The sequence below is a fragment of the Moraxella haemolytica genome (genome assembly GCF_030177935.1).
GTDB lineage: Bacteria > Pseudomonadota > Gammaproteobacteria > Pseudomonadales > Moraxellaceae > Moraxella > Moraxella haemolytica.
Genome location: NZ_CP089974.1, coordinates 740,684 through 755,712, shown reverse-complemented (window position 1 = coordinate 755,712; position 15,029 = coordinate 740,684). Strand labels below are relative to the sequence as shown.

15 protein-coding genes are annotated in these 15,029 nt (G+C 40.3%); 2 read left to right on the top strand and 13 right to left on the bottom strand.

Annotated elements, in window-relative coordinates; all coding sequences use genetic code 11:
- Positions 1-8: 8 nt before the first annotated feature.
- The 13 genes from LU276_RS03550 to ppsA form a co-directional block, all read right to left on the bottom strand.
- Positions 9-374: a LapA family protein gene (locus tag LU276_RS03550; RefSeq protein WP_284674280.1), complete on the bottom strand. Its 366-nt coding sequence runs from the start codon at positions 372-374 to the stop codon at positions 9-11.
- A 38-nt stretch (positions 375-412) separates the two neighbouring features.
- Positions 413-721: an HU family DNA-binding protein gene (locus LU276_RS03545; RefSeq protein WP_284674279.1), complete on the bottom strand. Its 309-nt coding sequence runs from the start codon at positions 719-721 to the stop codon at positions 413-415.
- A gap of 306 nt (positions 722-1,027) precedes the next feature.
- On the bottom strand, positions 1,028-2,701 hold the full coding sequence (rpsA, locus tag LU276_RS03540) for a 30S ribosomal protein S1 (RefSeq protein WP_284674278.1): 1,674 nt from the start codon (positions 2,699-2,701) through the stop codon (positions 1,028-1,030).
- Between the two features lie 443 nt (positions 2,702-3,144).
- Positions 3,145-3,324, bottom strand: a complete 180-nt coding sequence (locus LU276_RS03535) for a hypothetical protein (protein ID WP_284674277.1) — start codon at positions 3,322-3,324, stop codon at positions 3,145-3,147.
- Complete coding sequence (gene cmk, locus LU276_RS03530; protein ID WP_284674276.1) at positions 3,321-4,010, bottom strand: (d)CMP kinase; 690 nt, start codon at positions 4,008-4,010, stop codon at positions 3,321-3,323. Before cmk ends, LU276_RS03535 begins: the two co-directional genes overlap by 4 nt.
- 53 nt (positions 4,011-4,063) lie before the next feature.
- Positions 4,064-4,669 carry a tRNA adenosine(34) deaminase TadA gene (gene tadA / locus LU276_RS03525; RefSeq protein ID WP_284674275.1) on the bottom strand — a complete coding sequence of 202 codons (606 nt, stop codon included), beginning with the start codon at positions 4,667-4,669 and terminating at the stop codon, positions 4,064-4,066.
- The gene (ung, locus tag LU276_RS03520; RefSeq protein ID WP_284674274.1) at positions 4,651-5,370 is read right to left on the bottom strand and encodes a uracil-DNA glycosylase; all 720 of its coding nucleotides are present in this window, start codon (positions 5,368-5,370) and stop codon (positions 4,651-4,653) included. Before ung ends, tadA begins: the two co-directional genes overlap by 19 nt.
- Positions 5,371-5,436: 66 nt before the next feature.
- Entirely contained in the window at positions 5,437-6,351 is a 915-nt protein-coding gene (locus tag LU276_RS03515) for an RDD family protein (protein WP_284674273.1), read from the bottom strand.
- 50 nt (positions 6,352-6,401) lie between these two features.
- Positions 6,402-6,665: a hypothetical protein gene (locus LU276_RS03510; RefSeq protein WP_284674272.1), complete on the bottom strand. Its 264-nt coding sequence runs from the start codon at positions 6,663-6,665 to the stop codon at positions 6,402-6,404.
- Between the two features lie 19 nt (positions 6,666-6,684).
- Complete coding sequence (locus tag LU276_RS03505) at positions 6,685-7,830, bottom strand: MFS transporter (RefSeq protein ID WP_284674271.1); 1,146 nt, start codon at positions 7,828-7,830, stop codon at positions 6,685-6,687.
- Positions 7,831-8,104: 274 nt separating this feature from the next.
- Entirely contained in the window at positions 8,105-8,980 is an 876-nt protein-coding gene (locus tag LU276_RS03500) for a tetratricopeptide repeat protein (protein ID WP_284674270.1), read from the bottom strand.
- Positions 8,938-9,747, bottom strand: coding sequence for a hypothetical protein (locus tag LU276_RS03495; protein WP_284674269.1), 810 nt, complete (start codon positions 9,745-9,747; stop codon positions 8,938-8,940). The genes LU276_RS03500 and LU276_RS03495 overlap by 43 nt, the downstream gene beginning before the upstream one ends.
- Before the next feature lie 138 nt (positions 9,748-9,885).
- A complete protein-coding gene (ppsA, locus tag LU276_RS03490) occupies positions 9,886-12,249 on the bottom strand; it encodes a phosphoenolpyruvate synthase (RefSeq protein WP_284674268.1) in 2,364 nt (787 codons plus the stop codon).
- A gap of 263 nt (positions 12,250-12,512) precedes the next feature.
- Here ppsA and ppsR point away from each other — a divergent pair, with 263 nt between their 5' ends.
- Positions 12,513-13,397 carry a posphoenolpyruvate synthetase regulatory kinase/phosphorylase PpsR gene (ppsR, locus tag LU276_RS03485; RefSeq protein WP_284674267.1) on the top strand — a complete coding sequence of 295 codons (885 nt, stop codon included), beginning with the start codon at positions 12,513-12,515 and terminating at the stop codon, positions 13,395-13,397.
- 116 nt (positions 13,398-13,513) lie between these two features.
- A complete protein-coding gene (gene sthA / locus LU276_RS03480; protein WP_418001285.1) occupies positions 13,514-15,007 on the top strand; it encodes a Si-specific NAD(P)(+) transhydrogenase in 1,494 nt (497 codons plus the stop codon).
- Positions 15,008-15,029: the final 22 nt, after the last annotated feature.

The window sequence follows — 15,029 nt, the reverse complement described above, 5'->3', positions numbered from 1 at the left end:
AGCTTAACTTATAGATTGGACGCTGGTGTGGTACTTGGTGCTGCATTCTCTACAATCACAGTATCCACAGGACGAATTTCAGCTTGTTGAGCCAGTTTAATATTTGCTTCAGTCAGCTGTGATTGGGCAAGTTTCAGCTCTTTTCTTAGACGGCTAATTTCCCATTTATTTTGAAGTACACGGAAAACAAGCAAAGCAAGCAACATTCCCAGAACAATACCAAGTGCAATTGTAACAACCAACAACAAACCAAGATTCATTGTCGGTACATGCGAGAACATCAAATTCACCGCAACTTCACTATTGTTCATCAGCACCAAGCCAATGGCATAAGCACAAACTGCTACCAAAAGAATAATCAAAATAATATGCATGGAACTTCTCTATTTAAAATAAAATGATATGCATGAAATCAGTCGTTAATTGCATCCACCGCTTCTCTTAATGCCTTGCCCGGCTTAAAATATGGCACGGCTTTCGCCTTAACAGCGACCGTCTCACCGGTACGAGGATTTCGGGCATTACGAGCATCTCGATGATGCAGACAAAAACTACCAAAGCCACGAACTTCTATGCGACCATCATGTGATAAGCTATCAACCATCAGACCGATAATTTCACGCACCGCTTCATCAACAATTGATTCTTCTATGCCATCGCATGCGGATGCTAAATTTGAGATTAGGTCAGATTTATTGATCACTTGCTGAGCTTGTTGCATATACCCCACCTTGGTTGATGGATCATCCATCAATTTACTTAACAAACATGCAATCTTTAGTAAGATTTTCGTCAGATGCTAATAATAACGGAAAAATTGGCAAATGTGAATGAATTTTTTGTTAGTTTTCATTATTTTGTTAGATATTTTATCATAACTAAAAATCCGTTAATATCCCAACTATGTAATCAGTTGGCAATCCACCATACTGTCATCATATGTAATTAGCATTTACAGTACATGACTAAAAAATTAGCAATAAAAAAGGGCAACGACTGTCACCCTTTTTTATTGCTAGGACTAAAATTAGCCTTTTAGCTGATTAGCAAAGATATCGCCTAGGGTTTTAGGCTGATTCTCCGCTGCAGTGTTTGATAACTCTCTGATGGCTTGACGCTCATCAGCTTCATCTTTGGCTTTCACAGATAGAGTGATACCACGAGATTTACGATCAATACGAACGATTTTTGCTTCTACTTCATCACCAACGCTTAGTACTTTAGAAGCATCTTCGGTACGCTCACGAGCGATGTCAGCAGCAGCTAGGTAGCCTTCTACTTCATCAGCTAGAGTAATAACAGCACCTTTAGCATCTACTTCTTTAACCGAACCTTTTACGATAGCACCACGGTCGTTAGCCAATAGATACTCATTGAATGGGTCAGAGTTAAGCTGTTTGATGCCTAGACTGATACGGTTAGCTTCTGCATCCACTTGTAGAACAACAGCTTCTACAGTATCGCCTTTGGTATAGTTGCGGATAGCTTCTTCGCCAGACTCAGTCCAAGAGATGTCTGATAGATGAACCAGACCATCAATACCGCCTTCTAGACCGATGAACAAGCCAAAGTCAGTGATTGACTTGATGGTACCAGAGATTTTGTCACCTTTGGCATGGTTTTTGTCAAACTCTTCCCATGGGTTTGGCATGGTTTGCTTGATGCCCAAGCTGATGCGACGACGCTCACCATCAATTTCAAGAACCATAACATCAACTTCATCGCCCACTTGAACAACTTTTGATGGGTGGATGTTTTTATTAGTATGATCCATTTCAGACACATGCACCAAACCTTCAATACCTTCTGCGATTTCTGCAAAGCAACCGTAGTCAGTTAGGTTAGTTACACAAGCTTTAGTGATGGTACCTACTGGGTAAGTTTGCTCAACTTCTCCCCAAGGATCAGAGCCAAGTTGTTTTAGACTTAGAGATACACGGTTACGCTCACGGTCAAACTTCAATACTTTTACTTTAAGGTCTTGACCAACTTCTACCGCTTCTGATGGATGCTTGATGCGTTTCCATGCCATATCAGTGATGTGCAGTAGACCATCAATGCCACCTAGATCAACGAATGCACCGTAGTCAGTTAGGTTCTTAACGATACCTTGAACTTCCATACCTTCTTCTAGCTTAGCTAGTAGCTCATCACGCTCAGCTGAGTTTTCAGCTTCCATAACAGCACGACGAGATACAACAATGTTGTTGCGTTGCTTGTCAATCTTGATGACTTTAAACTCTAGCTCTTTGCCTTCTAGATGAGTGGTTTCACGAACAGGACGAACATCTACCAATGAACCTGGTAGGAACGCACGCACAGAACCAATCTCAACAGTAAAGCCACCTTTAACTTTAGAAGAGATAAGACCAGTAACGATTTCGTCATTTTCATGAAGCTGCTCAAGAGCACGCCAACTTTCTTCACGCTTCGCTTTTTCACGAGAAAGAACAGTTTCGCCCATACCGTTGTCAACTTTTTCAACAACAACATCAACTTTATCGCCAATGGCAACTTCTAGTTCGCCAGCTTCGTTCAAGAATTCTGAACGCACAATAAAGCCTTCTGATTTCAGACCAGTGTCAACAGTGATACGCTCGTTGTCAATGGCAACGACTGTACCAGAAATTACAGCACCGATCTCAACTTTGATTTCGTTGGCGTTGCTTTGTTCAAACAGTTCAGCAAATGATAAACTCATTAGTAATACCTTAAAATTAGCCGTAGCCTGTCCAGCACAGTACGGTTCAAGTGATGTGTGCTATTGAGAGGTGCTGGTTTTGACTCAAATAGCAACACAAAAATATGATAAACCCAATAATTATATCAGATATTTATTAAAATAGATAGCGATTTATTTTAAGATAATACACCCACTGCTGCCCTTTTGCCCCATAACGGTTCGCACTTGCCTTATAAAACCCACCTTTTCATAAAGTCTTTGGGCGGACGCATTGGCGTGATTTACCCCAAGTACAATCTCATTACAAAGGGGGATATGCGTTTTACAAAATTCTTATAAACATTTGAAATTCATAGCGTTCTTGGCATATCCCATACCTTGAAAAGCAGGGTTTATTGACATCGAGCGAAGCAGGACGGCATTAGAATTATCGGTGTAGCGGTATTTGTCCTATCCAAAATCTAGCACAAAAACCCCACTGCCCGATGCAAGCCATCGTCCAAAATCACCACCCTATAAGCATCCACAAGCTCATCATCAAACCAGTCTTTTGGCAGGGTGGTGAACTGCATTTGTTCATCGTTTAACTCATAAGACAGTTCATCTTGGTGTGTGGTGCTAAGTGGAGTAAGCATTATCATAATTTACCCTGTGCAAACGCCAAAATCTCATCAAACACCACATCTGCCGATTTGTCTGAGCTATCAATCACAAGGGCATCTATGGCAGGGCGACTTGGGGCAACGGCACGATTCTCATCTCGCTCATCTCGGGCGATGATGTCTGCCAAAATCGCATGATAATCCAACACTTTGCCTGCTGTTTGTAATTGTAGCACCCGTCTGTCAGCACGAGCCTTAGCACTTGCGGTCAAAAATACCTTAACAGGGGCATCGGGGAAAATCACCGTCCCCATGTCTCGCCCATCTGCCACAAGCCCCGCCTTGTCTTTTGCCATGTTTTTTTGTAAGTCAAATAAAGCCGTTCGCACGCTTGGCAATACAGCTACCCTAGATGCATATCCGCCCACGATTTCATTGCGAATGTCGTCCGTTAAGGGCGTATTATCCACTAGGATTTCCACTGTTTTTGTGGTGGTATTGGGGCGAAAAGATAGGTTTAAAGACTGGGTTAATTTGGCAACTTTTTGCTCGTCAATCTCTGTATCGTCAAGCAAACCGTTTTTAAATGCCATCAGACCAATGATGCGATACAACGCCCCACTATCTAACAACTCAAAACCAAAATGCTCGGCAAGGCGATATGTCACCGTGCCTTTACCTGCCCCCGAAGGGCCGTCAATGGTGATGATTTTTGGGGTTGTCATAGAAGTTCTCTTTAATATTTTTACAAAATAACTGGTAAGATGAAAATCCATCATTAGACTTTACATCCTTCATTGATTTGGCTTTCAATTCTCGCCTTTTTCTTATCAGCTCGTCTTTGTTTAAAAAATTGGCTTAACATCATTGAACTTTCATTTGCCAACAGTCCACCTTGAATGGCGATGGTGTGATTATAAAAAGGCTCTTTGGCAAGATTTAACTGGCTTGCCATCGCCCCTGCTTTTGGTTCATACGCCCCAAACACCACACGGCTCACACGGGCATGAATGAGCGAACCAAAACACATGGTACACGGCTCTAATGTAACATACAGCGTACTGCCAATCGGCAGGCGATAATTTTGCACCCGCCTGCACGCCTGACGCAAGGCAACAATTTCGGCATGGTGCGTTGGGTCGTGCGTGCCAATCGGGCAATTAAAGCCTTCACCCAAAATCTGCCCGTCATGCACCACCACAGCCCCCACAGGTATCTCGCCACGCTCCGCCCCATGTCTGGCAAGGGTTAAGGCTTGATTCATCATGATAACATCGGTAGGCGACCAAAATTTCAAGGAGCTAAAATTTGGCAAAACACACGCCATTTTAGACACAAGGTCATATGCAATGCCACGATACGCCATTACTGTGGTAGCATCCAATCAATCGCCCCTTTGCCGTGTCTGACAAGATAATCATTGGTCTGCGAAAACGGACGAGAACCAAAAAATCCACCACGATTTGCCGATAAGGGGGATGGGTGATTTGCGGTTAAAATCAAGTGGCGAGATGTGTCAATAAACCGCCCCTTTTTCTTGGCATAACTGCCCCAAAGGATAAATACCGTATGGTCGGTTTTTTTATTGATGACATCAATCACTGCATCGGTGAACTCTTCCCAGCCCCTACCTTGATGAGAACCTGCCTGCCCATTTTCAACGGTGAGCGTAGCATTAAGCAGTAATACGCCTTGATTTGCCCAGTGCGTCAGATCGCCATGAGCCGATACAGGAATATTTAAATCCATCGCCAATTCTTTTAGGATATTTTGCAGGCTTGGTGGCTTGGGGATGATTTTGGGAACACTAAATGACAATCCCATCGCCTGCCCCACCCCATGATAAGGATCTTGCCCCAGTATGACGACCTTTACACTTGATAAAGGTGTGGTATTTAATGCATTAAAAATCAATGATTTAGAAGGATAGATGGTCTTGTTCTGTGCATATTCATGTTGCAAAAATGCACGCAGATTGTCCATAGTGGCAGACAGCAGAACATCGCATAACGCCATTTTCCAATCATCGGGCAACTGGACTTTTTGTAAGGCGGTGAGTTGGTCGGAGGTGTATTGAGTATTCATGACTAACCATATTGAAAATTGGACGACTGTTTTTAATTTTTTATGCCGTCCAACCATGATTTTGGATTATTTGTTGTGCGTTTTGGTTTTATTAAGCTGATCAGAATGTGCCTTGACAATAACAGTTTTTGCCAATCTATCATGCCAGCCTTGCTTTTTATCACTCTTAGCTGCCAAAAAGTAATTCACCGCAACCAGTACTAACGCTAAATTAAAAGGCAGTGCCATCGCAAGCCAATAAATTACCAACAATAAAATGGTGCGAACACCTACCAAAGCACCAAATGACGGTAGTTTGCCAGTCTTTTCATCAACAGCACGAATGCCGGTAACCAGTTTGCCAAACGATTGCCCACGCATGATGATAAGTAGCAACTGAATCAAAAAATATCCGCCAAGCATAAGGAGCGTCATGGTTGCTACTTGAGTTGGAATCTGCTCAGCGAGGGTTTGGGCATATGCCATGCGTGATTCAAAGCTGCCGGTGGTCATCAGCTGACGATCAGGATTCAACTTCATCAATCCTGAAATAAACGGCATGAATGCAACAAGAAATAAAGTCATGTTAATTGCCAATGCCAAAAAACGACTGCCGATAGATGCGTACACAGTTTCAGAGGGATGATAAACTTTGCCATTCAATGAATTTGATGGGTTTGGTTTGGCTGGGTTGATTGGCTGACGACCATACAACTCATCAACACTCACACGCTTATCTGCGTGTGTTTTGAGCTCAACATTATCGCCAAAACCACGCTGACTTGATGGCTGGGCTGACTGATTGGCTGACTGCAAATTGGTGGTGTTTGGCTGGTAACTTAGTTGACCACCAGTAACATCGCCAATTTTTTGCCAACCATTCATTCCCGCATGCCACATCAAATCATCAAGAACCACCGCTCCTGATGAAAGCATGATATTGACCTCTTCGAGAGTGTATGGACCTGCTTGAACTTTATTTCTAGCTAAAAAAATTTTCATTTTACTGTCGTCATGATGAAATTTTTTATTTTAAACGAAAATGTGGCAAGTTACAATAATTGAATGTGAATTTTCTCAATGAACAAATTTCGTCTGATGATGATTTGTTTTCTTAGTTTTTCATTTAATGTCATGAGTGCAGGATTAATGAAACATAACAAGTTAAATTGATTGCTGATATGACTTGAATGATGTATTGCACCCCTACCCATCATGACATATTTAAACAACATTGATGCTGTTTCATCACACATTGATTTGGTGATGACAATCCAAAAAAACAGTTGAAATGACCTTCCGTCATGATGGTGCATCACACACCTTACACCAATACTATCTTTTTATCAATAACTTTAACAAAAAAATAATCGCCATATGAACAGCTGCCAATACTGCACAATATAAACAAATCTGGGCATAATCTGCTATATTTTTTGGTACAATCCATAAACTTGTAACCAATGAACCAACAGCATCTCCTGCCAAAAAAGCAGTTTGGGTAAAACCCAAAGCCATCGCCAAAGTTGCTTTATCAAGAAATTCATATTCTAATACTTCTTCAAAAGATGAAGATAATCCAGTAAATGCACTTCTCGCCAAAGTTGCTAACACCAGCACCCAAAGAGCCAAACCATAATGCAAGCCAAAAGACATTAGCAAAAAAGACAAAATATAACCCATCATTGCAACAAAAAATCCAATAAAAGGCATATTTTTAAATTTGTTATTATATTTCAATAATAGCATATTTACCAAAATAGACATAACGGTCGTCATCAGATAAATAAATACCGACTTAGATTCGGAAACACCATACTCCACAAACATCAAAATCAAGTAAGGCTTAAATAAACCAACATAAAAACCAACAACAAAATTAGATAAAATAAACAAAATAGTAGATAAGGTTAAAATATTTTTTATGGATATTTTTTCTTTCGGCTTAATTGCTACCTTTTTCAATTTATCAAACTTAATATTCTGATAGGCAAACACACTTGACATAAAAACAAAACCGCCTGCCATTAACAATAACCAAAAATAAATAGAACCAAATACATACACCGCCAACGATACAAGACCCGTCCCAACCAACATAGCAATATTGACAATCATAGAACGCATTGCGGTTAATTTGGTGGTATTCTGAGTACTGTCTTCAGAAATTTGTAGAACCCAAGAGCGATTGGCGAGAATGGCAGTAGATGCACCAACACCTGCGATTATTGCCGTCATAACCGCAATGACTGGGTGCGTAAATACCCGCATAGATAAAGCAAGGGCGTATAATAATAAAGCAAATAACAAGGCTTTGGCAAAACCAATTTTATCTACAAACATTCCATAAACAAAAGAAAACACCCCTGTTACCGCCATAACCGAATATGCCATTCCGTAGGCGGAGATGGCGTTTTCATTTTTAAAATAAATTGGCATAGAAGCCAGTGATATTGCCATACCCATCTGAAAAAAGAGCATAAAAAAAGCATACCGCTTTACATTTGGGTTAGCAAAAAAAATTTCTTTAATCATAAAAAACTCTTGACTTTTTAAAAAATATATTGTATATTAAGAAATGTCAGAAAAAATCTGACATTTTGAAAAATTTCAACTCACTTGAAAAGGAGACTGCTATGCAACTAGCAATTCAAGTGCCAGAAATGAAAAAAGTCAATCATGATCTACTTTATCATATGAAGTAAGCTTTAGCAAAAGATGTAGAAACACGGCTAAATCGACATTTAGCCGTGTTTTATTCAAAATATAAAGAACTTAAAAATTCATAGTTTTGTTTTAAAATGTTATTATTGGGAAATTTAACCAGTGCTAATGATAAATAATCAAGGGCTTGCTTCTGATTACCTTTACACAACTCTGTTTCCGCCAATAAACTAAAAGACTTTACAACCTCACTTTCATCAAAGCCAAATAATTCTTTATTTGTTACAAAATTCTTTAACACCGCTTCTAAATCAGGACAACAATCTTGTTCTTTGGATAAAATTTTTGAGTAGAGAGCATCATTTAGATACATTAAAGACTTTTTAGGATCAAGACACAATTTATAAGCATAATAATAGTTAAATGCTGAATCTAAATACAATGTTTTTTGTAATTGCCAATAAGCAAGGGTTGCCCAGTTTTGATGACTGTAAGGGTTGATTAATGTTGTCTGTCTGCAACTAAAAATCGCAGAATCTATATCATTTAAATAACCATAAACTCTTGCCAAATCCAAATAATAAGTATCCATTAACTTATCTTTATCCAAAAGTCTATTTAAAGAGATGATGGCATTATTATAATCGCCAAGCCTTTCATAACATTGAGCCAAATTGTACGCCAAAACAGAACGATACAATTCTAATTTTTCTTCTCCATCAATGATCGATATATTGTCAATTTGAGCAATACAATCTATCATTAAATTTTTTGCCTCTTCCATTTTATTATTTCGAAATAAAATCAAAGCATACCCATTACGATTAAATAAAGCTGAAAAAATTGCATTTGGAACATTATTTAGATACTCATCAGAGCTTGTAATTTCATTATAGGCTTGATTCAATAAAGACTCTGACTTTTCTATACTTTGAAGTTCTTTACTGTGTACTCTAGCATATAGCATAGCCTTAGAATATCTAGAACCATTTTTGTATTTTCAATATTATTGTTATTTAATATTAAATCTAAATAATATTCAGACATTATTGGATTTCTTAGCATTTGTTCAGATATAGAAAGAGTATTCCATAAATCAGAATCGCTATAAAAATTCTTAACAAAATTACAGATATTTTTTGCAGTCAAAGCATCGCCAGCATTTAAATATTCAAGTGAGATATTAATTAAATCATCATACAAACCCTTATCAAAATCACTTTTTCCATTGGATTTTAGTGTACTTAATTTATTATATAAATTTTCATCATTTTGATTTTTATCTGAATTTAAAGAGTAATTATGCTGAATTTTACAGGAAACCTCCCAACCGCCAAATTTTTGAGCCATCTCAAAAAACCTCTGGCTAAATTCATCCAAATAAGAGTTGCATACAACATAGACAGATAATTTTTCTCCATCAATGTTTTTATTGATATAGTCAATAATCTTAGCGTATACCGAATCCAAAACATTTTTGGTTCTATAACGAATTCTTTGCTCCAAAGGAATTTTTTCTGTCAAACTAAGATTGCACTGATAAAAATTAGATTTTACAACCATATCAGTGGGATAAAACAGATATAGATTTTTAGATAGACTTGGATCAAAGTTTTGTTCATTCAGACCCAGTTTTCTAAACAAATCTTTTACAGAAGAGAAAGCAATGACATTTCTAGTATCGTGATGAACAACCAATTCCAATTTTTTAACTTCAACCGTAAAAAACTCCATTAAGCTAAGAATGGTTCCAATACTTGTATCATAACATAGTTATAAAGTCAACAAAAATTTATTGTATTGTATAAAAAATCCTGCAAGCCCTATTTTTGCAACAAAAACAAGACTTGCAGGAAAACAACAAATTTTTAATTACTTATCCTTTGCTAAAAATAACCAAGTATCAAGTACGCTATCAGGGTTTAGGGATACCGAATCAATGCCCTGCTCCATCAACCAGCGAGCAAGATCTGGGTGATCTGAAGGTCCTTGACCGCAAATGCCGACATATTTGCCTTGTTTGCGACACGCTTCAATCGCCATACTAAGCAGTTTTTTGACCGCAAGGTCTCGCTCATCAAACAAGTGCGAAACAATGCCACTATCACGATCAAGACCAAGTGTAAGCTGAGTTAAGTCATTTGAACCGATGGAAAAACCATCAAAATACTCCAAAAACTCATCAGCAAGCAAAGCATTGGTCGGCAACTCGCACATCATGATAATCTCAAGACCGTTTTGACCACGCTTTAAGCCATTTTTTTCTAGTAGCTCAATCACTTGGGCTGCTTCTGTGGTGGTGCGTACAAACGGAATCATGATTTTGACATTCGTCAAGCCCATCTCCTCACGCACATATTTTAACGCACGGCATTCAAGCTCAAAGCAATCACGGAAATTATCCGAAATATAGCGACTTGCCCCACGGAAACCAAGCATTGGATTTTCTTCGTGTGGCTCGTAGAGTTTACCACCGATCAAGTTGGCGTATTCATTGGATTTAAAATCACTCATACGCACAATCACAGGCTTATCATAAAACGCTACCGCAAGAGTAGAAATACCCTCAATCAGCTTATTGATATAAAATTCCACAGGCGAGTTATAGCCTGCCATACGCTCAAAGACTTGCAATTGAGTTTCTTGGGGCAAGCTATCTACATTTAATAAGGCTTTTGGGTGCACACCAATCATGCGGTTGATGATGAATTCTAGTCGTGCCAAGCCCACGCCCTCATTAGGAATCTGAGCAAAATCAAACGCACGGTCTGGATTGCCGACATTCATCATGACTTTAAAGGCAAGCTCTGGCATGGTAGCGATGGAGTTTTTTTGCACTTCAAAATCAAGCCTGCCATCATAAATAAATCCTGTATCGCCCTCAGCACATGATACAGTAACCGCCTGACCATCTGTTAAAAGCTCGGTGGCATTACCACAGCCAACAATGGCAGGTACGCCAAGCTCACGAGCGATGATGGCGGCATGACAAGTACGGCCGCCACGATTGGTAATGATGGCAGACGCTCGCTTCATCACCGGCTCCCAATCTGGGTCGGTCATGTCAGACACCAGCACATCACCTTCTTCAACCTTACTCATCTCATTGAGATTGCTAACGATACGCACTTTTCCAGAACCGATACGCTGACCGATAGAGCGACCCTCACATAGCACTTTTGCCCCTTTGGAGTTGATGACATAACGCTCCATGCTTGTTTTGTCTTGGCGAGATTTCACTGTCTCTGGGCGTGCCTGCACGATAAATAGTTCGCCTGTATCACCATCTTTTGCCCATTCAATATCCATAGGACAGCCGTAGTGCTTCTCAATAATCAGTGCTTGCTTGGCAAGAGCGGTCAGTTCATCGGTTGATAAAGCAAACTGCTGACGGTCTGCCTTTTCTACATCAACAATCTTAGTTGAACGCTTGGTACTACCCTCATCACCATAGACCATCTTGATGTGTTTTGAGCCTAAATTACGACGAACCACCGCAGGGCGGTTTTGAGCAAGTAGTGCTTTTGACAGATAAAATTCATCAGGGTTTACTGCCCCTTGGACAACCATCTCACCAAGACCATAGCTTGCTGTAATAAACACCACTTCATTAAAGCCACTCTCGGTGTCTAGAGTGAACATCACGCCAGAGGTGCCAGTTTCCGAGCGTACCATTCGCTGAACCCCTGCTGATAATGCCACGCCTGCATGCTCAAAGCCTTTATGTACACGATAGGCGATGGCACGGTCATTATACAAGCTGGCAAAAACTTCTTTGATGGCAATCAATACATTATCAATGCCACGAATATTCAAGAAAGTCTCTTGCTGTCCTGCAAAAGATGCGTCAGGCAAATCTTCTGCTGTAGCTGATGAACGCACCGCCACCGCAACATCTTGACCACCTGTCAGCTCATCATAGGTACGGCGAATCTCATCTTCTAGATCTTTTGGCAAGTCTTGAGCGATGACCCAATCACGCACCTTAGCACCGACTTCAGCCAGTTTTTCAACATCATCAACATCCAAGCCTTTTAATTCAGCATTAATTTTATCCAAAAGACCTGTTTCGTTTAAAAAACGGTTAAATGCGTCAGCGGTCGTAGCAAAGCCATTTGGTACAGATACACCAACATTTGCCAAATTACTAATCATCTCACCAAGCGATGCATTCTTACCACCAACAATCTCAACATCATCCTTGCCAAGTTGGCTAAATGGAATAACTTGTGCCATAAAAACACCCTAATACTATACTAAGAATTTCCCAAATTATAACGATAAATGACCCAATACTCAATAAAAAATACAATATATTTTACAAAAAAATATAGATATTTATTTGTGAAATATTCTTGTGAGTGTGTTAGGTCTCAATAAAAATTTCAAAGACAGTGATTGGCAAGTCGGTTTACTTAGCAGAATTTTATCCTACAAAAACATCTGTTTTTATGTTATAATTTCAAGCGTTTATCTGTGGCACGACAATAAGGATAGCCATGTACATTCACACCCCCACACCTAGCCAGTTAGACCATCAGACCAAAGAAACCAAGGATTATACACCACTTCGCAGTGCATTTTTTATCTCTGATGGCACCGCCATTACCGCCGAAACACTTGGGCGTTCTTTATTAAGCCAGTTTGGCAATGTCAAATTTGACATCAAAATCATTCCTTATGTTAATAGCACCGAACTTGCACACGATGCGGTCAAACGCATCAATGAATCGCACCGCCTATCAGGACTAAAACCACTGGTCTTTGACACCATCGTCAGCGATGATATTCGTAGCGTCATCAATGGGGCAGACGCCACAAACCTTGATATCTATGAAGGACTGATTACTCGTATTGCCAATGAGATTGGCGAAAATCCTGACCCACACGCAGGCATTGCACATGGACAGGTAGACAGTGAGGATTATAAAGCTCGTATTGATGCGGTACATTTCGCCCTAGATAATGATGATGGAGCAAGAACCACTCACTACGATGGAGCAGACATTATCTTGGTGGGGCTGTCTCGTTCTGGTAAGACACCAACTAGCCTATATCTCGCCTTACAATTTGGCATTCGTGCCGCTAATTACCCTTTAACCGAAGATGATTTGGACAGTAGCAATCTACCCAAAGTTTTACAGCCATATCGCCATAAGCTCTTTGGACTTACCATCGATACTGAAAGACTCGTGCGTATCCGCCAAGAAAGAAAGGCAGGCTCTCGCTATGCGTCACTTGCTCAATGCCAAGAAGAACAACGAGCCATTCAAGCCATCTACACCGCCCAAAAAATCCCCAATCTTAATGTCTCTGAAATGAGCGTTGAAGAGATTGCCACAAGGATTTTACAGGTATCAGGTCTGGCAAGACGCATTGGCTAATTGTATTAGCACAAGATTAACATGACAATCAACCAATAAGGAATCCCATGAGTAAAAAAAACCAATCCAATGTCAGTACAGAACCTAAAATTACCCCCGAGGATATCACCACTCAGATGTATGAACAAACTGATGTTGATCTCATTCATCAAACACTCATCAGCCCCCTAGACGGACAACGCATCGAACTTCATCAAGAAAAAAGTATTAAAGAGCATAAAAAACACAATTATGAATACGATGCCATCGTACTAGGTGCTGGTCCTGCAGGTGAAGCAGCAGCAATGAAACTTGCCAAATCAGGGCTAAAAGTTGCTGTCATCGACCCTCGTGAACAAGTGGGTGGCAACTGTGCTCATGTTGGCACCATTCCTAGTAAGGCACTGCGTCAATCCGTCTTTAATATCATCTCCATGAGACGAGACCCTATCTTTAGCTCATTTACGGATAACTTTCAAGTCCCATTGAATAAGGTGCTTAGCAAAGCTCGCCGAGTGATTTTAAGTCAAGTGAATACTCATCGCCTATTTTATGAACGCAATCGCATTGAAATTATTCAAGGTTGGGGCAGTTTTCTAGACCCATACACTCTGCAGGTTGAAGACGCTGAAGATGGTGCGAAAAAAATGCTAACCTTCAATCAGGCGGTAATTGCGGTCGGATCTCGTCCTTATCGTCCTGACTTTTTAGACTTTGACCACCCACGCGTCTTTGATTCTGATAAGATTTTGCAAATGGATTATGTTGCCCGCAAAATCATCATTTACGGTGCAGGTGTCATCGGTTGTGAGTATGCTTCCATCTTTACAGGTCTTGGCTATGTGGTTGACCTCATCAACAATAAAGATCAATTACTAAGCTATCTTGACAACGAAATCTCCGACGCCCTCTCTCATGACTTTCGTCAATTTGGTGTACGCATTCGTAATAATGAAGAAATTGATCGCCTAGAAACACATGACGATTGCGTTGTTCTACACCTAAAAAGTGGCAAAAAAATTAAGTCGGACGCCATTTTATGGTGCAACGGTCGCTCAGGCAACACCGATAGCCTAAACCTAGAAGCTGTAGGACTGACCGCCAATAACCGAGGTCAGCTAGAAGTTGATAAAACTTATCGTACCAGTGTACCGCACATCTATGCGGTAGGTGATGTCATCGGTTGGCCATCTTTAGCCTCTGCCGCCTACGACCAAGGGCGTAATGCTGCAGGTTTTATGGTGGGCGATAAATATGCCGAGTTCATCGATAGCGTACCGACAGGTATTTATACCATTCCTGAGATTTCAAGTATTGGAGCAACCGAAGAAGACCTTACCCGAGATCAAGTACCGTACGAAGTCGGACAAGCATTCTTTAAGCATTTGGCTAGAGCTCAAATCATCGGTGAACGCTCAGGCGTGTTAAAAATTCTATTCCATCGTGAAACCTTGGAAATTCTCGGCATTCATTGCTATGGCAACCACGCCTCTGAGATTATCCACATCGGTCAGGCGGTGATGAAGTGCCATCACACTTTGGAATACTTCCTTAGTACCACCTTCAACTACCCAACAATGGCAGAAGCCTACCGTGTGGCAGCATTAAATGGCATGAATCGCATTTTTTAATTCATAGGCTTGGTATGAGTCA